The sequence below is a fragment of the Bacillus benzoevorans genome (assembly GCF_014207535.1).
Lineage (GTDB): Bacteria > Bacillota > Bacilli > Bacillales > Cytobacillaceae > Bacillus_BD > Bacillus_BD benzoevorans.
Map to the genome: position 1 here is coordinate 76,083 of NZ_JACHGK010000002.1, position 21,568 is coordinate 97,650.

Consider the following 21,568-nt stretch of genomic DNA (forward strand, 5'->3'; position numbering starts at 1 on the left):
GACAGCCTCTACTCCACTGCTTATTGTCTTCCACATTAGAAGGATTTAATCAATTAGTCAAAATAGGTCAAATAAATTCTTGACTTTTTCACGTAAAGTTGTAAAATAAAATTGTAAAAGGTCAAAGATAGTCAAAGTCAAACATTTAATGAAAAATGTTTAAAAACATATTTAGGAGGTTTTTCACTATGTTTCCATTTTTTAATAAAGATTTCTTCAAATCCATGTTGAATGGTCAAAAAGAATTGGAGCTGAAAGCCCCAAATGGCGCAGTTTATCGTTTTTCGACCAATGCCATCGATGACAAAACCTTTGATGACTTTCGCAAAAAATTAGAAGAAGCAGCCAAAAATAACGATCAAGCCGCATTTGAGCAAATATGGAATGAATTCGCAGCGCAAAACCAATTGATACCAAATATAGAATCTGAATTTAAGAAATTCCATCAGGGGATCGAACAATTTTTCCAAGAAACCACTCCATTTTTCGGTAAAAGTCAATTCTCATTATTGAATGAGCCATTTTTCTCAGAACCTAAAGCCTTAACCGAAGAATCAATTGATAAACACATTGAACATTACCAACAAAAAATTGAAGAACTGCAAAATAAAAAAAATAATATGGATGTAGAAAAAAGAAAACTGCAAATCAAGGAAGAAATTTTAGCTAAGAAAAAAAATATCGATGCGAAATTGGACGAATTTGCGAAGAACCTAGATCATGATGAAATGAAGAAAAAACTGACGGAAGAAATGACAAGTTTAAATGAGGAAATTAAACAACTTGAAAACGAATTACAAAATCTATCATAAAACGAGTGGATAATAGAAAAGGATTTTTTAATCGAAATCCACCTTTCCTTTAAGATGCTATTTCATAGAAAATATCCGATAATAGTAAAAACGGTTTGACGTATGTGTCAAACCGTTTTGTTGTGATCGCCCATTCCCTATTCAGGATTGATTTCTATCGTAACACCGTCAGCAAGAGTGCCTTTCATAGAAATCAAGGTTAATCTTATGTTTTCTTTATAAAAGACATACTTTGAGCTTTCAGATTTTGAAAACCCATGGGAGTCGATGATTTTATAAACTTCCTTTAACTCTGTACCGGGAACGATCCCGTAAATGGACGTATCTGGATTTTTTTTCGTTACTTTTCTTACCATTGTTGTTTCTGAGTTAAAACCGATATTAACATGACTTTGCCCGTATTCATATTCATACCCATACATGCACATCGTTTTTTCGCCTTTTGTTGGAATAGCTCTATGTACAATGAATTAATTATTACAAGATAATTATGTGTTTGCTACTGAACAAAGTCTGTGTAAAAAATGTGAATATATGTTTTTCAGATAAATATTAATCGCTTTTAACTGAAATACGGAACACGGTTCTCATTTTGTACTAGTTATTTCCCAACTAATAGTTCGAGAGATAGAACTCCATGTTTTTTCCTTCTATAATATCAGTGAAATCAGCCATTTCGATAAGTGGCTGCACTTATCAACAATCTAACAATTATGAGATTTTCAAAATTAGAGAAAATAATTATTTTACTATACATTCATTACCTAAAAATGTATATAATGAAATTGTATTCATAACCTTTAGGAGGGGTTTAGTATGAAAGGCTGGTTATTTACAAAAACAGATATACCACTGAAATTGATCGAAAAAGAAGACCCTCACGCCATTCCAAACCACGTAGTTATTGACGTCAAGGCTACTGGTCTCTGCCATTCGGACGTTGCGGCACTACAGGACCCGGGTTGGATGCCATTATTTCCAAATGGACCTGTTATCATGGGGCATGAATGTGCCGGTGTCATCTCCGAAGTAGGAGAAGGTGTTGTGGATTTAAAAGTAGGTGACCGTGTCGGGGTAAATCCTCTTGATCGGGAGACACGCGAAGCTGAGGGATACAACTATGATGGAGGGTATGCCAACAAAGTACGGGTTCCAGCGAAACAGTGTGTAAAAATTCCGGACGGAGTATCTTTTGTAGAAGGTGCCGCATCAACAGATGCCGGACTCACTGCTTATCATGCGCTTTTTGCTATTGGAGGAGCTAAACCCGGTATGAAAGTTGGTATTATTGGAATCGGAGGGCTTGGTCAGTTTGCAGTACAGATGGCAATGATCAAGGGATGTGAAGTATATGCTTCAGATGTCTCGCCTGATGCCGTGAAGCTCGGAGAAGAATTAGGATGTACAAAGGTTTATAATAATGTTCTTGATATGAAAGAAGCAGAGTGTGATGTGATTGTTGACTTTGCCGGTTTTGGACAAACTACTGCCGACGCCTTGGACGCTGTAAAACCTCAAGGAACGGTTGTTATTGTTGGAATGGGTAAACTAGAGTCCACAATCAATACCTATCTGATGATTACCAAGGAACTAAAGGTACTTGGAAGCAATGGAGGAACGATTGAGGACCTCGAAGGCGTATATGAGTGTTTTGCTACCGGAAAGATGAGCCCGCAATTGACAACAATACCGTTCGAAGAAATAGATAAAGGATTGGAAAAACTTAAGAACCACGAAGTAAAAGGCCGCCTAGTAGCTGTATTTGAATAAAAACATGGAGATGGTTCTCCCGTTTTCCTAATTATTTCCAGGCTAATGATAGAGGATAGGACTCTATCCCTCGATGGGTCTAGATTAATGAAAGTGATTCAGGCCCCCATGCTTCTTTTATTTAGACAAATAGCAGTTTGAAACGATTCTTACCGTTAAGCCAATGAAAAAATATCCCTCTATATCAACATTGATATAGAGGGATATAAGATCAGGTTTAAACCATTGAACAAGATATAAGATATTTTAAACAGATAAATGAAGCAATAATTAGCTGGAGATGAGTCTAATTATACTTTTGGATATGTACTACAATGATTATCTTACACTCTAGATAGGCAGATTGCCATTTTATATAAACAAGGATTTAACTTACAAAATCTTGCGAATATTTCATAGATAACTAGGTCTCTAATTTACCCAGCCATTCTTCGATAACCCTTGTCATACTTCCTAGCAAAGTCATCATCATTAGAGACAAGATATAAAATTCCTTCTATTAAACCGAGAACCAACGGGATATAAGTCCAACAAAATAATAAATAAATGATGCCCCAGCCCCATCTCCCCAAATAAAACTTGTGGGCCCCTATACCACCTAAAAGAATCCCCAGCAATCCAGCAACTACTTTACTTTTTGTATAATGTGCTCCAAGCATTCCACCATTATTAGAAGAAGATGAGGATGAAGAAGATGAAGAACTTGATGCTCCACCGCCTCCTCCAGCATTCATAAATACCATTGGCTGATTTACTTTTACATGATCCTCTAGTTTTTCAATTTTCTTTTTATTTTCCTCAAATAACTCATCTATGCAGCTCTTACAGTAATTTTTACCTTTAATTTCAGTATTACAATTTTCACAAATAAATTTACCACAACCCACACACGTTCCAACTGCATCAACATCATGATGAACATAACACGTTGACATAAAATCTCCCCTCCTATAATATATATTTCTGAAATTAATACCAATAATTACCTTTATAAAATAATTATAACTTATACAAATAGAAATTTCATTGATTTTTATAGAATGTCAAATCTTAAATCTATTAGCTCCATACGGATAAAATACAACTATTATAGATGAATAAATCTAATTTTTTTTAAAACGGTGCTGATGAATAAAATTGACAAAAAACAGGAAGAGATTATGATATTTATTATACAAAGATGACTTAAGAAAATACTTTATGAGGTCAGTCATTTAGAAGAGAGTGATAGGAAAATGCTTTATATTTGGGATATTGAGAAGATAATTGAAGCTACATTAAATGAACATAATTTAAAGATTCATTATGAATTTAACAATGATCTCACTGCACCTATGAGCTATAACGTATCTACAAACACGATAAAATTTAATTATCTTAAAGTTAATAGTTATATTAGTATCATGAAAGTTAACACGAAAGAGACAATTGAAGACTATGTCAAGATTATTCTTTATCATGAAATTGGATATTATCTAGATTTTAAGAAAAACAAACATGATTTAAGGACTCTACTGTATGGTGACAAAGACGAAAAAGAAAAGCTTAAATCTAAAATAGAAACGAATGCTTGGGAATATGGGAGATCTTTGGTACCCCAACAACTTTTAAATTCCTATGATAAAGTCCGTGAAATAGATAAAACTCTACTAAAGAGCTACTAGAAAGAAAGACATGCTGACTGATCTAGTTTGTTTTCCTTTAATAAATAATGGCTGTGTTAAAGGTCAATGTTGATTTTTATGTCCTTTGTTGATTGGAGTGGAAGGCACGAAGACTCCCGCGGGAGAAGCGAGACAGACGAGACCCCGCAGGCACGAAGTGGCGAGGAGGCTCGGCGGTCGCCCGCGGAACCGTGCGTGCCTGGAACGGAAATCAACAACCAAGTTTAACAGAGTTTAACATAGCCTAAATAATAAATATATCAAAAGAAGCAAAAGCAGCTGCCCATCAATTTGAGCAGCTGATGAAAAGATAATTTAGATGTAAACTTGTTCAAGTATGTATTCATCTGAACGAACGAGGACTTGCAAGTATTAGCCATTCTCCATCAGAAAACAGTTTATCATCATTCGTCATTTTACTTTACATTATTTTTTTATTGCGTCCACTTCTCAATCTGTTGGATGTCCAAATCACCTAAAACGATCAATGATTGTATCGCCAAGTAAAGCTGATAGCTCATTCCAGGCTCATTAAAATCAACATCCAGCAGTTCACTAATTCTTCTTAATCGGTATCTCATCCCGGTAATGGAAAAATTGGTCGCTTTGGCTGTTTTTTGTGCATTACAGCCATTATTCAAATAATGATAAAGAGTTGTCGTTAATTCCATATTGCGGTCCTGATCTTCTTCCAACAACTTTCCTAAAAGCTTGTTTGAAAACTTCCGAATCCCTTTTTTATTCTTCGATTGGAAAAGGATCCCAACAATCCCAAGAGAACAAAAGGAAATAATATTCTTCTGTTCATTCGCTACCTTTAATGCTGCAAGACTTTCCTCATATAAATCTGAGGCCTCCAAAATCGATGTGGATTCAGAACTGACTCCCAATTTATAATAATATTTAGAATTCAGATAACGGCAGTAGTCAATAATTTCCTGGCAAAGCCGGTTTATCTTTTCATTTTTCCCCACGATCTTTGTATCCGCAAGCAATATGACGACACAACCAAGCTTCTTTCCAATCAAAACATTGATTTCACGCTCTTTAAAAAAGGCGGACAAGGACTTCACTAATTCATCAGTTAGTTTATACCTCTCTTCTTCATCACCATGAATCTCTTGTTTATCCATGGTAAGAATGGAATAGGAACCTTGTAAATTAAATTCTATATACTGAGCCCGATTTAAGATTTCCTGGAGAGATATTTTTTGACTCAAGATTTCTTCTAAAAAGTCCCCTCGTGTTCTTAGCTCAGCATCTAAACGAACACGTTCATTTAAAAAATGAAGGGATGAGGCCAATGAAGTTTGTCCAAGAATAAAGTAATCACTTTCTTCAAAAGGAGTGCCTTCTGAAATAAAAGAAGCATAGCCGACAATGCTTTGACGAACCCTGATTGGTGAAATTAATCTCCGACAATGATTAGTAATTGGGAGCTCTTCCATAGGATTTGACCATTTTAAAGGTTGTAAACCTTGCTCCTCTCGTTCAAGAAACCACTCATGCAATGACCGGCTGCACATTTGCGCTGTCTCTAGATTTATACCGGCAAAAGCGATTGGTTTGAAATGGGTATCCTCAATTAAAACTGGAACTTGTGTTGAATCGAACACTGTTTGCGCAATAGAATGCAAGTCTTCTTCCCACAATACGGTTTGCATTAATTGCTGTTGAACATGATATCCTTTATTAAAAATATCTAATTTGGTTTTTAGATTTTGATATGCTTGGTCGAGCTCCTGTGCCAAATTTTCTTCTTCAAAATAGGCCAAATATTCTTGGATTCCTTCTCCCCATTCTTCTACAGGTTTTGCTACCCAATAACAATGTTCATCACCGATTCCCGAGCATTGAACTTCCCTGGCAATAATCTTTTCTCCAGTGATGGCTGATAAATATCCGCTCGCATAGCCCATTAGTGTATGACAAACAAAGGAATCACTATAGCCAAAATATTTAATATGTTCTTCCGCTTCATAAGAATTCTTGCAGATTCCTTCACTATTTCTTAAATCTAAAGAAACATTTAATGGTTCGATTAACCCATATCCCCTCATTGTGCACATCCGGGTCCCTTCAAGCACTAAATCCCTCGGTGAATTCCATTTCTTTTGTTTAACCTCATTCGCATCGCTGGCACCACAGTTCCATCCATACCGCATGAGAAAGCCCTTTGTGCGGTCGACACCTAAAGTATTGATCAGGTCCTGCCTGAGGGTGCCCATTGCTGTTCTGGGAATACTGACAAAACGTTTAGCATTTTCTTCAGTTTTTCTATTATTTTGAAAAATCGAAATAATTTTTTCGATATCTAATTGTGATATTTGCAAAGGATAGCACTCCTTAATAAAATTATTCATACATCCATATGATGACTAATTAATCTTTAATAAATCTACTATATGAAAAGATAATATAATGCTATCCTTCATCATGCAAATTTCATCTATGAATATGCTAAATTTATTTCAGTTTCGGAAATATACTATACAGAAATATATATCCCTCTTCCGTTCGGAATCCATTAAGAAATGTTCTACCCGGCACTTAAAGTGTGTAACTGACACGGTTACACACTCTATGTGCCGGAACAACTACTCCCTGATTCACTTTTAAATTGTTAATTGAACTTCAGCCAACACGGAGCGGTATTTTGCTACGACGTCTTCCAGAACTTGCCCAAATGGAAGCTGTTTTGGAGGTAGAACCTCAAATGCAGGAGCTAATCCGGAAATAGCGCGTAAAGCCAGTGGATACCACTGCTGGATCGTTTCCTCGACTACCAATCTATTATCTGGATGTAATTCCAAGATTAACTTCGTCAGGGCGATCGACCATTCTTTACTTTTCACTGAATCGAGATACAGGTTTTCGAGCATTTCTGCCATTAAATCATCATCATTTAAGCGAAATAGCTCGGCATATTTTACTAGGATTAATTCATCAAGCAGCGGCTTTAATACCATGTTTAAGGCAATAAAAGATTTACCCCAATCGTATTCAACCAATAAACGTTCCGTTATTTCACGCAATGGCTGCCACATCGGGTTTTGCTCCCATATGGAACGTTCCTCTTTTGCAAAACCTTGTTCCGGATATTTCTTCTGCAGCTCCTTCGCCCGATAAGAAATTCTTTGGACACGGCGCATTTCATCAGCTGCTTGGAAATGAAAACAATTTGAGATATAACTAGATGGACCGATCATGGCACCGTAAGAAGCTGTCATTTGCAATCCATGACCGGCAAATCGCAGCGGGGTAAAGGCTTGCAAAAGAAAAGTAAGCCATTCGTCGCTGAGTTTATCATCCGCCCGCAGCTCCTCATTCTGTTCAAATAAAACATCAATAAACGTTTCGCGCTCGTCCTGCAATTCGGTGTATTTACGGTATACAATACCCTGCGGATCGCGGAATTTATTCCAATCATCCATGTTGTCTGCGCGAATCACACTTCCCTCCCGATAGGTTCGATACCACTCCACCACAGGATCATTCGGATCTATCTCAAAACGCAAATTTTTATTATAGTGTAAATTGTGAGTAACCGTCTCATATTCGCTTGGAATTCTTTTAAACTTGGATAAATCACTCCACGTTCTTAACTTTGGCATTGACATCTATTCTTCCCCCCTAGTTGATTTTCCTCATAACTGTTATACAAAAAATTCAATTTTATCCGTGCCGTTGTTAATCTTACCTGTAAAAGAAGCCAGGTTTACTTCAAATTCACCAGGCATACGGAACTCTCGTCCTAAAACTTCTTCGACCGTTTGCTTTGTTATGACGCAATAATTTTCAACCATTACGCGGACATAACCACCGCGATCTTTAATTTCAATTTTCCGCTCTGCATTATCTATTTCAATCGCTTGGATAATCACATCTGCCATTTCATTACCGCGTAAAACGGGTCCTACTTTAATTGCTTTTACTGATGTTTCCTGCTCTCCCATTTTCGGTCACTCTCCTTTATCTGTTTCTTTTTCCAGCAAAGTTACAAAAACCATTCCTTCTCTATCAATTTCAACCGGAAACTCTTGTAATTGTGTTTTTTTCGGATTAATCCCCTTTCCCGTCCGCATATCAAATGTCCAAACATGCGCCATACAAGATAGAGTACAGCCCTCTAACTCTGCATCTTCAAACGATATGTCCTGGTGGGGGCACCAGCCTTGAAAAGCTTTAATATCTTCTTCCACATTGACAAGAACCACGGGTTTCCCGCTTACATAGCCAAAAAACTTTTCTCCTTCCCAAATCTCATCTCGATGACATACCCTTTCTTTCACCAGCACCATGAAACCCCTCCTTTATTGAACTCCCATCTTTCGATTACAAAGCATAGCGAACAAGGACATAATCCATTGGCGTAAGACCGACATCTTCTATCTTTGCATTCCTAGCGAGCATTTCACCTTGAAACAACACTTCCAACGGTTTATCCTGCTTTTTAATCCTTAACCCTACCGCAAGCTCCGCCATTTTTTCAGCTAGCTGCTCGATCGTATCTTTTTCATCAACGGCTAATAACTGCACAACAAAATCTCCGTCAAATAAACCTGCTAATGGTATCATTTCCATCCCTCCATCAATTTGTTATCCTACTGGATTTTTAACTCCATGTTCAAAGGCCCAAGCACCATTTGCAGGGTCTTTTCCCATATCATGTGGTGATAACCCCATATAAGCTAATGCACCTTCAAGTGTAGGCGGGTTTATCCTTCCTTCTATAAAACGATCAACAATCGTTTTCTGACCAGCAAACCTTTCCGGCTGGCTTTCGAAAATCCACTGACAAACATCAGAACAGAAATGATATTTTTTCCCTTTATAAGTTAAAACTCGGGCTGCTACTTTACCCGTCTTGTAATCGGTTTCACAAATTGGCAATTGATCACAAGCACAAACGACCGGCAATGTCTGCGGCAATGTTTTTTCCATGCGTCCATTTTGGTAATTATCAATAATCACATCCCAATATTGGCCATATGTTTCTTCCCACTGCGGATATTTACTTGCTAACCAGTGGCGCTCCTCCAAACTCATTCCACTAGGCGGATTCCACCAAACAGTCGGGCGCCAGAAATAAACACCAAGGTGTAAGGCATGTACCGTATGATCCAGTTCATAGATAAATTGATCCCAATACCACGGCTTTTTCAAACCAACCGCTTCAATGCTCTGGATAAACTGATCAATAATCCATTCCTCCATAAATTCCTTAAATGACGACTTTCGATGCTCCAATGGCGTATAATAATCCATACTGGAACCGGTTAAGAGGGCAAAGGTTCTCCACGCTTTCCAAAACATTTTGTCCACTAAAAATTGAGCTTGTTCTTTGTCATATTTCGCCATAATTTGGATTGTGGCCTCACCAATTTGGGCATGCCTCGATTCATCCGTCTGGATGCTGGACATTAAACTAGAAAAATTATAATCGCCGATATCCATTGCATCAGCAGCCATCCCTAGAAATTGCAGATTTGTAAAACCGGTTTCAAAGGAATACGGCAATTGAATGGCTGTATCAAGGACATTCGTGGCCAAAAACATATCGTCAAATAACGCCCGAATCGCAATGGAAGCCCAGTCTTCCGTATGTAGCGCTTTATGAGCCCAATCGAACTGGATATCATCTCTGACCAACTCGTGTGGAAAATACAATTGGATCTGCCCGTGCCGCACCTCATCCAACGAACCAAAGACAGCTGTGTTACGCCAAGCACTATCAAGACCAAAACGAGCCATTCTCGCTTCGGCAATGGATGCCGCATACTCCGCCACAGCAATCGCCCCATAGTGAGCCTTTAAGATGGAATTCCATCCTGGACCAAGTTGTTGCGTAATCTTCGCCTTTGACAATGCGCTTTTTACAGCATATGCTCCCCCATCCTTATCACGCTGTGTTTCGACATATTCACGATAGGTCATTTTATAAGGCTCATCCCAGTCTTCCCACGCTTCCATAGGAACTTTCGATTCACCCGTCATTGCCTTTGGAAAAACTTCTTCATGCTTTACATAAGAGAAAGTCCAATTTAATTTCTGTGCAACGCCGTACCACTCTTCCCTTGCTAATAGTGCCATTGATAATCACTCCTTCTCTTTTTCATACCCTCCATTTAATTCCAATTTCGAAGGTGTAAACAAATTATAAAACATGAAAATATGAATATATACGTCAATATATATCTAAATTTTCAGAATTTTTAGTAATTAATAAACTAAAACGAAGAAACCTGGTGGGTAAACACGGGTCGGTTCTTCTGTTTCCCTAATTATTTCCAGGTTAATAGTTTGAGAGAAGCACATTATTTTTCGATGGGCTAAGATTGATGAAAGGCGTTTGAAACATTTCTTTCAGCCAAACAAATAAAAAACATCCCGCCATATTAGCCGCGATATGACGGGATTGCAACATTTTCTAATTACAAATGATTTGCTTTGCGGCGTACTTTCATAATGCCGCTCTCTAAAACATCCGGCCGATGGTAAATAATATAAGCTTTATGAAAACGACTGAAATAATCCTTATCATGTGATTTTGGTGTTAAAATAATCATTTTTCTGCCAAGTTCTTTCACATACAAATCAAAAACCTTTACTTTTCTGCCCTCGTCTAAAGCACTATCAAATTCATCGAGGACAATAAAACTTGGATTGGTTTGAATCGTCTGTAACAGCGCAAGCGCGTAAAGCAGCGAAACTAGTGATTTTTCTCCTCCGGATAAACCAACACCCTGTCTTCCACCGCGAGCTTTGACGCTCACATCTTCCATCGTCATTCGATGTCCGTACTTTCTTGCTTTTAAATATAAATAATAGCGGGTGGTCCCTTTTTTATCTTCGTGCATATCCCAATCAATTTCCCCATCGAAACCAAACTGACCAATATAGGTAACAAAATGCTTATTAATCAGTAAAACCTTTCCGCTAATGGTGGAATCCAAATCATTTCGAAGTTGTTCCATCCGCTCTTGATGCCGCGTTAACAGATTTTGCGATTCATTCACCTCATGAGTTAATTGATCGTAGGCTTCTTTCATCTTTTGATAATTTTCAGGAGCATAATGATCGATATCTTTCTCGTTCACAGCATGTGTAAACATGGCCTTCCCATTTTCTCTGAATTCACGTGCCTCCGAAATGTTCCAGCTCGGAAGTTCCGCCATTTTCTCTCTTTCTTCTTTCACTTTTGCTTCAGCCATCTTTTCCAAGTCGTTTATTTCCTCATTGTATAGAAAATAAGCATTTTGTTGTATTTCCTTATCTTCAGTCTTTTGACCTAATTGCCGCTCCAGATCTTTTTTCCCTTTAAAACCATCCTGAATATTTTCACTTAAATTCTTTAACGACTTTTGTAGTGAAGAGCATTGGTCCTGACAATGATCATATTCTTCTGAGCGAATTTCAAATAAGTTTTTTGTATCTTGAATTTGTCTTTCCAATTTGTCGAGCCGATCTTTCAGTTGGTATAGCTGATTAATCTTTTCCTTTTCTTCAGCAAACTTCTCCCATTTCTTTTTAAAAGAAAGATAGAGGTCCCATTTAGCTTTAACTTCTGATCTCTTAGTATTAAAGTCGTTTAATAACAAAGTTTCTTCTTTTTCAGCAGCAGTGTCCTCCGAAATTTGCCGCATCAGGCTTTCATAACGTGTTTGACGAAGAACTCGGTGTTTTTCATTTGCTTGAAAAGCCTCCGCATCCTTCACATCACCAACAATATTTCTTAAATTCCTTGCCATTTCTTCATTTTCTCGAATGGACGTGGTTGTTTTTTCAATCTTTTTTTCGCTTTCACCAATCAATCCAGTTAATTTAGAAAGCCGCTCCTGAACAGCTTGAACTGATAAAATGCAGCGCTGTTCTTCCTGTGTACCGCGCCAACCTTTTTCATCCCATAAGCTTCCATTTTCTATTTTCACTGTACTGTTTTCAGTGAAAAATGAATGAACCCAGGATAACGCCTTAACGGCATATGGCACGATCTGCTCAGAAAGATCATCTCGAATCGAAAGATGATATTCCTCTATGCTCGTGATGTACCCATCCGGAACAACCATTGGTAACGATACAAAATACAAATCATTAGGCGGGGTAAACTTCCTGCTGTTCACAAACATCGTATATTTGATCGCATCAAATATTTTTTCATCCGACAGTTTAGCTGAATCATCGAGTTTAACTAGTTCTCTTAAGGTAAATGCCTCAATCCCCGCTCTAGAAAAATATTGCTTTGCCTTTTTCTGGCGCGGACTGCTTAGCTCATTTTGTTTTAACTCCATTTCTTCTTGCTTGTATTCTGCTAAAAGGTTTTGTAATTCCTTTAACTGGTCCTTTTCATTTGAGACTGCTCCATCCAACTTTTCGATTTTTTGCTCGATGGCATGGCTGCTTTTATACAACTCTAGTAACTGTCTCACCTTAATCTCTTTCGTTTCATCCTGTTTCATCGCATATACAATGGCCGTTACTTCTATGTTCGCTTGATGAATAGAGTTTTTTATCTCCTCCAACCTGCTCTCTTGTTTTTGTATTAGCACATCCAGACGTTCCATTTCTTTTTGACCATTGGCTAGCTCGCGTTCGACTGTGGTTTCATCCGGAATCCGGCTGATTTCATTCCGAATCTCAGCCAATTCTTTTTCTAATTTTTCATAGGACCCTTTGAGTTTCTGTTGCTCATCCCGTAATTGATTTAGGGTCTTTTGCAACTCTAACACTTGTTGTTCCAAGCTGCCTCTATCGTTTTGACACTTTATTAATTCCTGTTTTTGTTCAGTTTGCTTACTGTCATATTCTACCAGTTGTTGTTGTACCTCATCTATTTTTTCCTGAATAAGTGCTTCATCCTCTATACATCGCTCGATTTCATCTTGGGTTTTTGAAATTAACACGGAAAGTGCTTGATAATATAAAAGAAAACCTTCTTGTAGCCTTTTTTGATTATCATTGTATTGATTTAATTTTTGTTTTTGCAAATTAAGCTGGAACTTTCGATTTTCCTGCTGGAATTTTGCCTCTTCTAAAGAGGTTTCAGCTTCCTTCACGAGTTCTCGACTTTCTTCCCAGTTCTTTTGAATTTTATCAATTCCGTGCATCTCACTGAAAATGCGAAATCTTTCTTCTGGTGCCATCTCGGAGAACTGATTGACTTCATTCTGATACCAAATTAAGTAATAGTAATCCGGATCAATATGATATTTCGTCTGGAGCAATTTTTTATAAGCAGAAAAACCATGAACCCTGTCGCCAGATTTAAACTTAGTCTGCTCCTCCCATTCATCTTGATCATCACCAGAGGAAATCGTGTATTCTCGTGCGATCGTCTGCGGAGTGGTTTGTTCAATTTGCAGTTCAAATTGAATAAACTTTGGCGCATCAACCTTCAGGAGACCATCATTTTTAAATAATAATGAAATATTCGCTTTCCACATTTGCTCAGCGGGTAAATTGGCCGAACGTAAACCGCTGATATCGACTTTTCCAGAATGTAGAACAGCACCCATACAAAAAGAAAGCGTCGATTTCCCGCTCCCATTCGGTCCTAAAATCCCGATATGCTCCATTTCTCCGGAAAGATCAATCGATTGCGGTGGAAAGTCACGGACCCCGGCGATATTAAGCCTCCAAGGAATCATCATTCAATCTCCCTTCCAGATTGTATCGTTTGTAAAACTTCAACACATCATCCATATTTAACTGTGTCGATTGGCTAAATTCTGTAAATCGGCGCAAGAAAGAGTCAGAAAACATGTGCTTACCGATGGCTGTTAGCCGATAAGCCTCCTCAGAAGATACGGAGGAATAGTGGTCTACTGCTCCGATTTTCATCAAAATATCGATATTTGATTGGATTTTACGGTTAGCCTGAAACGATTCATGACCAAATGCCTCCAGCAGTTGTGAAAATAAGGTATAAGGATGCTGCAAAACCTCCTGCTCATAAAAAATATACATTAATATCGCCATCGCTTCTTTAGGGAGAACTCCTCTTGCACGTCTAGCTGTCGTTCTCATCATGACAACCACCTGATCTCTCGTTTCATCATATATAAGCTGGAAATAACGCCCGATAGCTTGATTGACACGAGCAAGGAAAGACTCGAATTCATGATCATTTTTTTCAATGCCTAACTGTTTCTCCACTTCTTTTCTCGAAAGTCCAAAATTATCACGCCGGACTCTAGCAGAAGAGGAGTAAAGAACATTCATAAAGGTCGCTTCTTCAGCCTTACTTAAAAAGCTTGGCAATAAAGCAAGGGCAGCCAAAGGATTAACGTTTTGGTTTTCTTGCTCGAACTGTTTTTCTTCCATGTAAATCTCCCTCCATCCATTCCCAATCGGTGTCCGTTGTGATCTTTGTATTGCTTTTTATTTCCTCGCCTAACTCAGCTCGCTGATTACTTACCATGGCGGCAACGCCTAATAAGGATTGAAGGGCATCTCCCCATTTCCCCTCTCCAACCTCAAAAACTAAAGAATGAAGCTGAGCTTGTCCACCGGACTCTTCTAAATACCGCTCAATATGCTCAGTCGGAATTTGTTCCTTTGTCATTTTCCACTGACTTTCTTCCATTTTTCCAGCAATCTCTTCATCACTTAATTCTTCCGGTTCGCCGTACTCGATGAAAAGGATTTCTTCAATTTCATTCGTGGCAGGTTCATAGTTTTCGATATAATCAATTCCATCCAATATATCTTCCGCCGTTAATGGAGCGGCAAATTTGACCGGTATCCACATGCCATCCATGGCTTCGTCCTCATATTGGTCCTGTTCCATAAAACTTAAAATTTGATGGGGATCCGGATCTTCATCATAAGGGTTATGGAAGGTTTTAATCATATAATTTCGAATAAGTTCCGGACGGATCGTATGGGTTTGTTCCGTCTGTTGAAGATTGGTGAACTTAACAATTTTATTAATCGTACCAAGACTGATTTTAATGCCTTCTGATATCGTGTATATTCCCTGTTGAAACAAATTGGTCAGCGGCAAACTGTCCTCGAAGGTTTCAAAGGCCCGAATCCGCTCATTCATTTTCACTTCCAGCTCTTCCATTAACGTATTAATCAACTGAACCTGTGTTAGTGCATGGCGATTGGCTAAATACTCCAGTTCACGCTCTTTTAATAATTTTACTGCTTCCTCGACATTGCGAATCATACTGGCGAGTTTATTGCCACCGGAAATCCCTTTATCATCATAAGCTTCGCTTAACTCGGCATCTCTTTTTGCCTGAAATAAGGAACGAGTAATATCGTCATGCAGATAATAAGCAAGTGAATCATTCGCGAGACGAATAAGAAGGTCCAACAGCCGCTTTCCAAGCGAACGCATTTTAATGCTGGAGGGAGTCTTCATAATCCAATTGTATTTTCCCAGAACATAAACCAGGTGTTTCACATCATCCAGCGACATGTCCTCATCTTCGCCGTAAAGGTTACGATAACGATAATAAATGGACTTTTCATTCTCCATTTCTTGTTCGGAAAGTCCCAACGCTTCCTCTTGGAGAATGTTCAATAACCGAAGGACTTTTAACAACTTGACTGGTGATTGGAAATAGTCTTCGTCACTCATTTCCTTCAGAACCCCTGCCAATTTGACAATATCACGCATCGCCTCATGAAGTTCACTTGAAGTTGTCGATTCTTTAAAAATCGAGATCATTTTTCCATCCATGTCAGCCATTCATTCACCCCTTCCATCTTCTCCTCTTGTTCACCACTTCTATTAGACAAATAACCCTTTAGCATTTGATGGTAACTCTGTGAATCGGTGGCTACCCTTGGCTGCTCCGGGACAATCCACTTGAATGTTCGATCTTGAACATTTTCTGCCATTAAAACTTCGTAAATGTGATCAGCTATCGTAACTCCAGCCTCGTCATAATCCGTCCAAATTAAAATTTGTTCAATGGAAGGACTTTGAGAAACCATTTTGACGAGCCGTTTCACTGCACTTTTTAATTGACCTTCCACGCCAATTACCAGGCTGTTTGTGTTTTTTAAAAAGTCTTTTTCATAAGCAAATCGGGTAATCACACCACGGTTTTCAACCAGCCAGAGATTTCTAGCATTCGTTGAAAAAACATCTGTAAATACATCATGATCCGTTACAGTATGAACGGTCCCATACTGAAATTGACTCATGGAACCAGTCAAAGGACCGCTGAACGGAATCGAAATAATCGTTCCCAAACTGAACAGTCCGGCAATTGAAACGGGTGGAAAATCCAGCCCTTCTAAAATGTCGAGAAACTCTTTTTTTGCAGTATCAAACTTTTTGGACCCGCCAATTTCCGAATAATAGTTTGCACCAATTTCTTTCCAATCGAATTGCGTATTTGTTTTCATTTGCAGATAAAAAGCCAGTATGAAATGGAGGAAAAGAATTCGCTTATTCTGACGCCAATGTGCCGGAATTTTATCCTTTTCAGGAGAACTAGGGATTAATTCATGGAACAAATCTATGATTTTTGACATGTACCCTATTCGTTCCAGTGGAATTTTTTCTGCAAGGGGTATTTTTTGTAATTCATCACATTGAGCTCTAAGTCTTTTTAACTCATTATCTAGCTCTTCCCGATCATCTTCTTCCATTTTCTTGACAAATTCATATAAGGCCGGCGCCATTACGTAATAAATATCCTTTACACTTTTCTCATCATTTTCATAATTAATGACTCTCATAAGAGCGCCGGAATCGATGAATGGATCTCCTTCTTCACTTGACCAATTCTTTCTCACACCTGGACTGGAAAAGATTTTGCTTATTTTTTGCAATTCAGAAGAATCCATATTACATCTTGAATTGATTAGTATTTCTCTCGTTTTTCGACGGCGTTTCGCTGTCCTTTTGACAATCGGTATTTCAAAAAAACCATCACCCGTGTCCCTTAATTGATAATCATCAATCTCTTCTTGAGAACGCAGGAAATATGCAGCTATATAAAGTTGTACTTTTTCTGGCAGCATGGGATACACTCCTGGAAACTTTTCATATTTTCATTATAACGTACTAACCTTGGTACATATATTGAATTCATTCGGGAATTGATACCAATGATGTCAATAGGACAGGAATTTCTTATTTGTTTTTGTAAAAACTAATATATATATATGGAAATTAGCAGCTAACCTAAAGGAGGAATTTTCATTATGGAACAAACGAATCTGCAAAAATTTATAGAGTACAGTGAGGAAAAATTTACAAAACGTGTCATTTTCAAGGAAGGTGACAGTGCCGTATTTGTTCTGAATTTTGCTCCGCAGCAGGCATTGCCGGCACATAAACATCCAGGAGCTAATGTCTATCTTTTAGTTGTTGCAGGCAGCGGTACCTTTACCATTGACAAGAAGGAAATAAAAGTTCAAAAAAATGATGTCGTTTTATGTACGGCAGAAGAGGAAATGGCCTTTCTAAACGACGGACAGGAAAATACAAGTTTATATGTCCTGTTAAATAAAATTCCCGATGAGAGATATGCGCAAAATATCTAGCATTTCTAGACAGGGGCTGTGCTGAAACGAATATAAAAAACTTGCTATTTGCGGCAAGTTTTTTATTTCATTATGGGAAATCTCTCGATAAGTTTGTCATTCGAGCGGCTGCACACTGTCATTCGTGTTGAATTTTTCCGGATCAGCAGTATTTTGTTATAATTAGTTGTTGGCAAAAGAACATTATTGGTAAAATAAACTATCTACCAATGAAAGGAATGAATGATTTTGACGAATATCGTAATTTGTGGCAGCTCAGGTAAAATGGGAAAGGTGATTCATAATATCATTTCTACCAGAGATAACTGTAAAGTGGTGGCAGGAATTGACAAGTATACAGAGGACACAGCGGATTTTCCGGTTGTTGCGACTCCAAATCTACTCTCTTCTCTATCCATAGAACCGGATGTGATTATTGATTTTTCTCACCCCTCCGTTCTGGATGAATTACTTGATTATTGTCTCACCAACAGAGTGGCACTCGTGATTGCGACAACTGGATACAGCCAAGAAGAAGTTGAAAAAATCCATCAAGCAGCAAAAGAAATCCCCCTTTTCTTCACGGCCAATATGTCTCTTGGGGTAAATTTACTTGCAGAACTAGCAAAAAAAGCGGTGGCTATTTTAGGTGATCAGTTTGATATTGAAATCGTCGAAAAACACCATAATCAAAAGATCGATGCACCATCAGGCACTGCCCTTATGCTTGCAGATGAAATAAACGAGGAATTAGATCATCAATATACTTATACATACGACCGACACAGCGTTCGTGAAAAAAGAACGAAGAAAGAAATCGGGCTTCATGCGATTCGCGGGGGCACGATCGTTGGCGACCATGATATTATTTTTGCGGGCCGGGATGAAATCCTTACGCTTTCCCATCATGCCGCTTCGAAAGAAGTATTTGCTGTTGGGGCCGTTAACGCAAGCCTCTTCTTAAAAGGAAAAGAACCGGGATTATATAATATGAAAGATTTAATCTCATTCTAAAGGGACAAAGGGACAGGTCAGTTGTCCCAGTTTCCAAAAAAAGGGGGACACGAAACTGTCCCCCTTTCCCAGCCAAACATGCAAAAGAGCTGCCCAGAATTAGAGCAGCTCTCAAAATAGCGTATGTAATTGGCGGGACCGCCTGGGAATCGAACCCAGCTAACCTGGCACGCAGGTCACAAACGGTTTTGAAGACCGCGGGGGACACCAGTACCCCATTCGACCCCGTAAGACAAATATTATTATACTAGCAAAATAAATATAAAGCAAGTACTATGATGTTATAATAAAGATTTTTTTCGGATTAAACCATAACATCACGCTGTCCTTTCTTATCCATATCAGCGTTTCTTCTATATAATAGCTTCTCTTCAACAATATATCAAGAGAGTATTTTTCAGCAATAACACAGCCTCCTTTTTCTACTCCCTGCCTTTCCCCTTGTTTCAAAATAAGAAAAATCATATAATTAATTTAGAATAATTATTGTAGGTGAAGGATATGCTTGAAGGCTGGTTTATGTGGTTTATTTTCTTTTGGGTGTTTGTACTGATGGGTTCGTTTGCCATCGGAGGATTTTTTATGTTCCGCAAATTTTTGAAAAAGCTGCCGAAAGAGGACGGGAAGTCGGATATGGATTGGGAAGAACACTATGTCAACGAGACGATTCATCTCTGGCAGCCGGATGAAAAAAATTTGCTTGCCGATTTAGTCTCCCCGGTTCCTGAATTGTTCCGCGATGTGGCCAAGCATAAGATAGCCGGTAAAATTGGCGAGCTGGCTCTGAAGGAAGAGGCGGAGAAAATCAACCAGGATTTAGTTATCCGCGGCTATATCATGGCAACACCGAAACGAGATCATAAATTTTTACGGAAGAAATTAGCGGAAAGACAAATCGAAACCGGACCGTATGAACATCTCTTTTGATGAATTCTAGCGATATCGAAACGGCTGTCCCCTGACATGGAGACAGCCGTTTTTCATGATATTTGCAAAAACCCTTATATCGAGGTGGGTCCAATCATTCCCCGAAGCTCATGATATAATTTCTGATAATTGCGGTACATCGCAATCCGCCATGGTACGATCATACTGAAAGCTAATAAGAAAAACATCCCGCTTAATTCACCATAATCAATCGTTGAACTTAATACCAGCTTCATGACAATGCGGATGACAAGCAGACCGACTAAAATAAACACGAACGCTCGCGACCGTTTTAAATAAATATTTTGATCCTTTATTTCAAACTTAGACGTTTTAATCAGGAGGATAGAGAAAAGCATTCCCACAATCATCGCTTCCACAATTTCACTTGCGGTTAGACGAAAATCAGGAACTAGGTACATCAATGCGCCTGAACTCATAAAGAGAGGCGGTAATAATATTTTCTTGACAGAAGCAGGCTTTTTAGCTGCCTTCATTCGGATAAACATAGCAAACACGGCCATAAAAATGGCCCCAATCGATGATGCGACCACCATATTCATACGTTTCATTCCCCTTCATTTCTAATAAATGCACTATTATTATAACGCATATAGATAAAATGGAGAAATGTTTTCATTCCCATAGAAAAAAATTTAAATCCTTTGACAAATTGCTCTTTATCCGAAACAATACTGGCTCATAAAAAGCAAGCACAAACTTCTTCAGAGAAAAGACTAAGATAAGATACGGTTAATCGCATCCAATACTGCAGATTCAACGAAAGGTTTGACAATAAAATCCTTGGCACCTGATTTAATTGCTTCAACAATCATTCTTTGCTGCCCCATCGCTGAGCACATGATGATTTTAGCCTGGGGAAATTCACTGCGTATCGCTTTCACCGCATCAATACCATTCATTTGCGGCATGGTAATATCCATGATCGCCAAATCGGGCTTCAACCTATGGTACATTTCAACGGCTTCAATACCGTTCATTCCCTCTCCAACAATATCATGGCCTGCTTTTGTTAACATATTTGTCAGGGTAGCTCTCATAAATTTCGCATCGTCAACAAGTAAAATTCTAGCCATAATGGCCTCCTCCTAAATTACACGCAACATCAAAATGCCTTCTATCAGTAAATGGTTAAAATCCTTTAAATCCGCCAAATAGGTATGTTAAAAAAGAAATAATCTCTGACATCCAATCGAAGAAAAGGAAGATTCCCATTATAATCATCAGCCATCCGCCAATTTTAACTATTTTTACATTATGCTTTCGAATCCAATTCATTTTTCCAATAAAGAATGAAAGGATAAAGAATGGAATCGCAAATCCTAATACATAAGCCATCATATAAAGCATAGCCGAATCAGGATTCGTCCCCGCAAGGAGGATAACAGACATGAGAATGGGTCCTGTACAAGGTGTCCATCCTGCAGCAAATGCCATCCCAATTAAAATGGAACCAACATAACCGGAAGGTCTGTTTTTAAACTCGAAGCGGCGCTCCTTCATCATGAACTCCGGATTGAATACACCAACAATGACTAAGCCAAATAAGATAATGAAAATCGCTCCGATTTGGCGAATCAAATCCTGGTAATTGGCGAAAAAGGAACCGACAAAACTCGTTCCAAATCCAATAGCAACAAAAATCGCTGAAAAACCTAGTAAGAAAAAGAGTGTATGTAATAAACTCCGTTTCTGCAACATTCCATTATCACTTTTCAATTCTCCTACACTCATCCCTGTTATATAGGAAAGAAAAGCTGGATAAAGCGGGAGACAGCAAGGTGAGATAAAACTCAGAAAGCCCGCCCCGAAAGCCATGAAAATGTTTAAATCTGACATCTTATCCTCTCCACTCTGTTCATACTTTAT

At 38.4% G+C, this 21,568-nt stretch carries 21 protein-coding genes and 1 tRNA gene; 6 read left to right on the forward strand and 16 right to left on the reverse strand.

The window, feature by feature from the left end; all coding sequences use genetic code 11:
* Positions 1-188 precede the first annotated feature (188 nt).
* Positions 189-812: a hypothetical protein gene (locus HNR53_RS03650; RefSeq protein WP_184522931.1), complete on the forward strand. Its 624-nt coding sequence runs from the start codon at positions 189-191 to the stop codon at positions 810-812.
* Positions 813-949: 137 nt separating this feature from the next.
* Here the strand turns inward: HNR53_RS03650 and HNR53_RS03655 are convergent, their stop codons facing one another.
* Positions 950-1,240, reverse strand: coding sequence for a hypothetical protein (locus HNR53_RS03655; RefSeq protein WP_184522933.1), 291 nt, complete (start codon positions 1,238-1,240; stop codon positions 950-952).
* Between the two features lie 388 nt (positions 1,241-1,628).
* Between HNR53_RS03655 and HNR53_RS03660 the strand changes: the two genes are divergently transcribed.
* On the forward strand, positions 1,629-2,582 hold the full coding sequence (locus HNR53_RS03660) for a zinc-binding dehydrogenase (protein WP_184522935.1): 954 nt from the start codon (positions 1,629-1,631) through the stop codon (positions 2,580-2,582).
* A gap of 416 nt (positions 2,583-2,998) precedes the next feature.
* Here the strand turns inward: HNR53_RS03660 and HNR53_RS23620 are convergent, their stop codons facing one another.
* On the reverse strand, positions 2,999-3,517 hold the full coding sequence (locus HNR53_RS23620) for a TM2 domain-containing protein (protein ID WP_377802023.1): 519 nt from the start codon (positions 3,515-3,517) through the stop codon (positions 2,999-3,001).
* Between the two features lie 300 nt (positions 3,518-3,817).
* On the opposite strand from HNR53_RS23620, the gene HNR53_RS03670 reads away from it, so the two are divergent.
* Positions 3,818-4,246, forward strand: coding sequence for a hypothetical protein (locus HNR53_RS03670; protein ID WP_184522937.1), 429 nt, complete (start codon positions 3,818-3,820; stop codon positions 4,244-4,246).
* Between the two features lie 434 nt (positions 4,247-4,680).
* On the opposite strand, the gene HNR53_RS03675 is transcribed toward HNR53_RS03670, so the two are convergent.
* From HNR53_RS03675 to HNR53_RS03720, 10 genes are all read right to left on the reverse strand, one after another.
* Positions 4,681-6,579: a XylR N-terminal domain-containing protein gene (locus HNR53_RS03675; protein ID WP_184522939.1), complete on the reverse strand. Its 1,899-nt coding sequence runs from the start codon at positions 6,577-6,579 to the stop codon at positions 4,681-4,683.
* A gap of 282 nt (positions 6,580-6,861) precedes the next feature.
* Positions 6,862-7,866: a ferritin family protein gene (locus HNR53_RS03680; RefSeq protein WP_184522941.1), complete on the reverse strand. Its 1,005-nt coding sequence runs from the start codon at positions 7,864-7,866 to the stop codon at positions 6,862-6,864.
* A 36-nt stretch (positions 7,867-7,902) separates the two neighbouring features.
* Complete coding sequence (locus HNR53_RS03685; RefSeq protein ID WP_184522943.1) at positions 7,903-8,202, reverse strand: MmoB/DmpM family protein; 300 nt, start codon at positions 8,200-8,202, stop codon at positions 7,903-7,905.
* A 6-nt stretch (positions 8,203-8,208) separates the two neighbouring features.
* On the reverse strand, positions 8,209-8,547 hold the full coding sequence (locus tag HNR53_RS03690) for a Rieske 2Fe-2S domain-containing protein (protein ID WP_221452211.1): 339 nt from the start codon (positions 8,545-8,547) through the stop codon (positions 8,209-8,211).
* A 34-nt stretch (positions 8,548-8,581) separates the two neighbouring features.
* Positions 8,582-8,824 (reverse strand): toluene-4-monooxygenase system B family protein, encoded by a 243-nt coding sequence (locus HNR53_RS03695; RefSeq protein ID WP_184522945.1) that lies wholly within the window; start codon positions 8,822-8,824, stop codon positions 8,582-8,584.
* 21 nt (positions 8,825-8,845) lie between these two features.
* On the reverse strand, positions 8,846-10,339 hold the full coding sequence (locus HNR53_RS03700; protein WP_184522947.1) for a YHS domain-containing protein: 1,494 nt from the start codon (positions 10,337-10,339) through the stop codon (positions 8,846-8,848).
* A gap of 341 nt (positions 10,340-10,680) precedes the next feature.
* Complete coding sequence (locus HNR53_RS03705; protein ID WP_184522949.1) at positions 10,681-13,896, reverse strand: AAA family ATPase; 3,216 nt, start codon at positions 13,894-13,896, stop codon at positions 10,681-10,683.
* Positions 13,874-14,569, reverse strand: coding sequence for a hypothetical protein (locus HNR53_RS03710; RefSeq protein ID WP_184522951.1), 696 nt, complete (start codon positions 14,567-14,569; stop codon positions 13,874-13,876). Before HNR53_RS03710 ends, HNR53_RS03705 begins: the two co-directional genes overlap by 23 nt.
* Positions 14,529-15,947: a hypothetical protein gene (locus HNR53_RS03715; RefSeq protein WP_184522953.1), complete on the reverse strand. Its 1,419-nt coding sequence runs from the start codon at positions 15,945-15,947 to the stop codon at positions 14,529-14,531. The genes HNR53_RS03710 and HNR53_RS03715 overlap by 41 nt, the downstream gene beginning before the upstream one ends.
* Complete coding sequence (locus HNR53_RS03720) at positions 15,923-17,233, reverse strand: toprim domain-containing protein (RefSeq protein ID WP_184522955.1); 1,311 nt, start codon at positions 17,231-17,233, stop codon at positions 15,923-15,925. The genes HNR53_RS03715 and HNR53_RS03720 overlap by 25 nt, the downstream gene beginning before the upstream one ends.
* 183 nt (positions 17,234-17,416) lie before the next feature.
* On the opposite strand from HNR53_RS03720, the gene HNR53_RS03725 reads away from it, so the two are divergent.
* Together HNR53_RS03725 and dapB are read left to right on the forward strand one after the other, a co-directional pair.
* A complete protein-coding gene (locus HNR53_RS03725; RefSeq protein WP_184522957.1) occupies positions 17,417-17,758 on the forward strand; it encodes a cupin domain-containing protein in 342 nt (113 codons plus the stop codon).
* A gap of 228 nt (positions 17,759-17,986) precedes the next feature.
* Positions 17,987-18,751: a 4-hydroxy-tetrahydrodipicolinate reductase gene (gene dapB, locus HNR53_RS03730; protein WP_184522959.1), complete on the forward strand. Its 765-nt coding sequence runs from the start codon at positions 17,987-17,989 to the stop codon at positions 18,749-18,751.
* Between the two features lie 130 nt (positions 18,752-18,881).
* Here dapB and HNR53_RS03735 read toward each other — a convergent pair.
* Positions 18,882-18,978: transfer RNA gene (locus HNR53_RS03735), tRNA-Sec, on the reverse strand.
* Between the two features lie 274 nt (positions 18,979-19,252).
* On the opposite strand from HNR53_RS03735, the gene HNR53_RS03740 reads away from it, so the two are divergent.
* Positions 19,253-19,678: a DUF2621 domain-containing protein gene (locus HNR53_RS03740; RefSeq protein WP_184522961.1), complete on the forward strand. Its 426-nt coding sequence runs from the start codon at positions 19,253-19,255 to the stop codon at positions 19,676-19,678.
* Between the two features lie 74 nt (positions 19,679-19,752).
* On the opposite strand, the gene HNR53_RS03745 is transcribed toward HNR53_RS03740, so the two are convergent.
* From HNR53_RS03745 to HNR53_RS03755, 3 genes are all read right to left on the reverse strand, one after another.
* Positions 19,753-20,241 carry a CcdC family protein gene (locus HNR53_RS03745; RefSeq protein ID WP_184522963.1) on the reverse strand — a complete coding sequence of 163 codons (489 nt, stop codon included), beginning with the start codon at positions 20,239-20,241 and terminating at the stop codon, positions 19,753-19,755.
* A gap of 174 nt (positions 20,242-20,415) precedes the next feature.
* Complete coding sequence (locus tag HNR53_RS03750; protein WP_184522965.1) at positions 20,416-20,775, reverse strand: response regulator; 360 nt, start codon at positions 20,773-20,775, stop codon at positions 20,416-20,418.
* 55 nt (positions 20,776-20,830) lie between these two features.
* Complete coding sequence (locus tag HNR53_RS03755) at positions 20,831-21,538, reverse strand: cytochrome c biogenesis CcdA family protein (RefSeq protein WP_184522967.1); 708 nt, start codon at positions 21,536-21,538, stop codon at positions 20,831-20,833.
* Positions 21,539-21,568 lie beyond the last annotated feature (30 nt).

Bases quoted from the DNA above. Each gene is read 5' to 3' on its own strand.
- HNR53_RS03650 (WP_184522931.1), top strand. From the start codon at position 189: ATGTTTCCATTTTTTAATAAAGATTTCTTCAAATCCATGTTGAATGGT.
- HNR53_RS03655 (WP_184522933.1), bottom strand. From the start codon at position 1,240: ATGTGCATGTATGGGTATGAATATGAATACGGGCAAAGTCATGTTAAT.
- HNR53_RS03660 (WP_184522935.1), top strand. From the start codon at position 1,629: ATGAAAGGCTGGTTATTTACAAAAACAGATATACCACTGAAATTGATC.
- HNR53_RS23620 (WP_377802023.1), bottom strand. From the start codon at position 3,517: ATGTCAACGTGTTATGTTCATCATGATGTTGATGCAGTTGGAACGTGT.
- HNR53_RS03670 (WP_184522937.1), top strand. From the start codon at position 3,818: ATGCTTTATATTTGGGATATTGAGAAGATAATTGAAGCTACATTAAAT.
- HNR53_RS03680 (WP_184522941.1), bottom strand. From the start codon at position 7,866: ATGTCAATGCCAAAGTTAAGAACGTGGAGTGATTTATCCAAGTTTAAA.
- HNR53_RS03685 (WP_184522943.1), bottom strand. From the start codon at position 8,202: ATGGGAGAGCAGGAAACATCAGTAAAAGCAATTAAAGTAGGACCCGTT.
- HNR53_RS03690 (WP_221452211.1), bottom strand. From the start codon at position 8,547: ATGGTGCTGGTGAAAGAAAGGGTATGTCATCGAGATGAGATTTGGGAA.
- HNR53_RS03695 (WP_184522945.1), bottom strand. From the start codon at position 8,824: ATGATACCATTAGCAGGTTTATTTGACGGAGATTTTGTTGTGCAGTTA.
- HNR53_RS03700 (WP_184522947.1), bottom strand. From the start codon at position 10,339: ATGGCACTATTAGCAAGGGAAGAGTGGTACGGCGTTGCACAGAAATTA.
- HNR53_RS03705 (WP_184522949.1), bottom strand. From the start codon at position 13,896: ATGATGATTCCTTGGAGGCTTAATATCGCCGGGGTCCGTGACTTTCCA.
- HNR53_RS03710 (WP_184522951.1), bottom strand. From the start codon at position 14,569: ATGGAAGAAAAACAGTTCGAGCAAGAAAACCAAAACGTTAATCCTTTG.
- HNR53_RS03715 (WP_184522953.1), bottom strand. From the start codon at position 15,947: ATGGCTGACATGGATGGAAAAATGATCTCGATTTTTAAAGAATCGACA.
- HNR53_RS03720 (WP_184522955.1), bottom strand. From the start codon at position 17,233: ATGCTGCCAGAAAAAGTACAACTTTATATAGCTGCATATTTCCTGCGT.
- HNR53_RS03725 (WP_184522957.1), top strand. From the start codon at position 17,417: ATGGAACAAACGAATCTGCAAAAATTTATAGAGTACAGTGAGGAAAAA.
- HNR53_RS03740 (WP_184522961.1), top strand. From the start codon at position 19,253: ATGCTTGAAGGCTGGTTTATGTGGTTTATTTTCTTTTGGGTGTTTGTA.
- HNR53_RS03745 (WP_184522963.1), bottom strand. From the start codon at position 20,241: ATGAATATGGTGGTCGCATCATCGATTGGGGCCATTTTTATGGCCGTG.
- HNR53_RS03750 (WP_184522965.1), bottom strand. From the start codon at position 20,775: ATGGCTAGAATTTTACTTGTTGACGATGCGAAATTTATGAGAGCTACC.
- HNR53_RS03755 (WP_184522967.1), bottom strand. From the start codon at position 21,538: ATGTCAGATTTAAACATTTTCATGGCTTTCGGGGCGGGCTTTCTGAGT.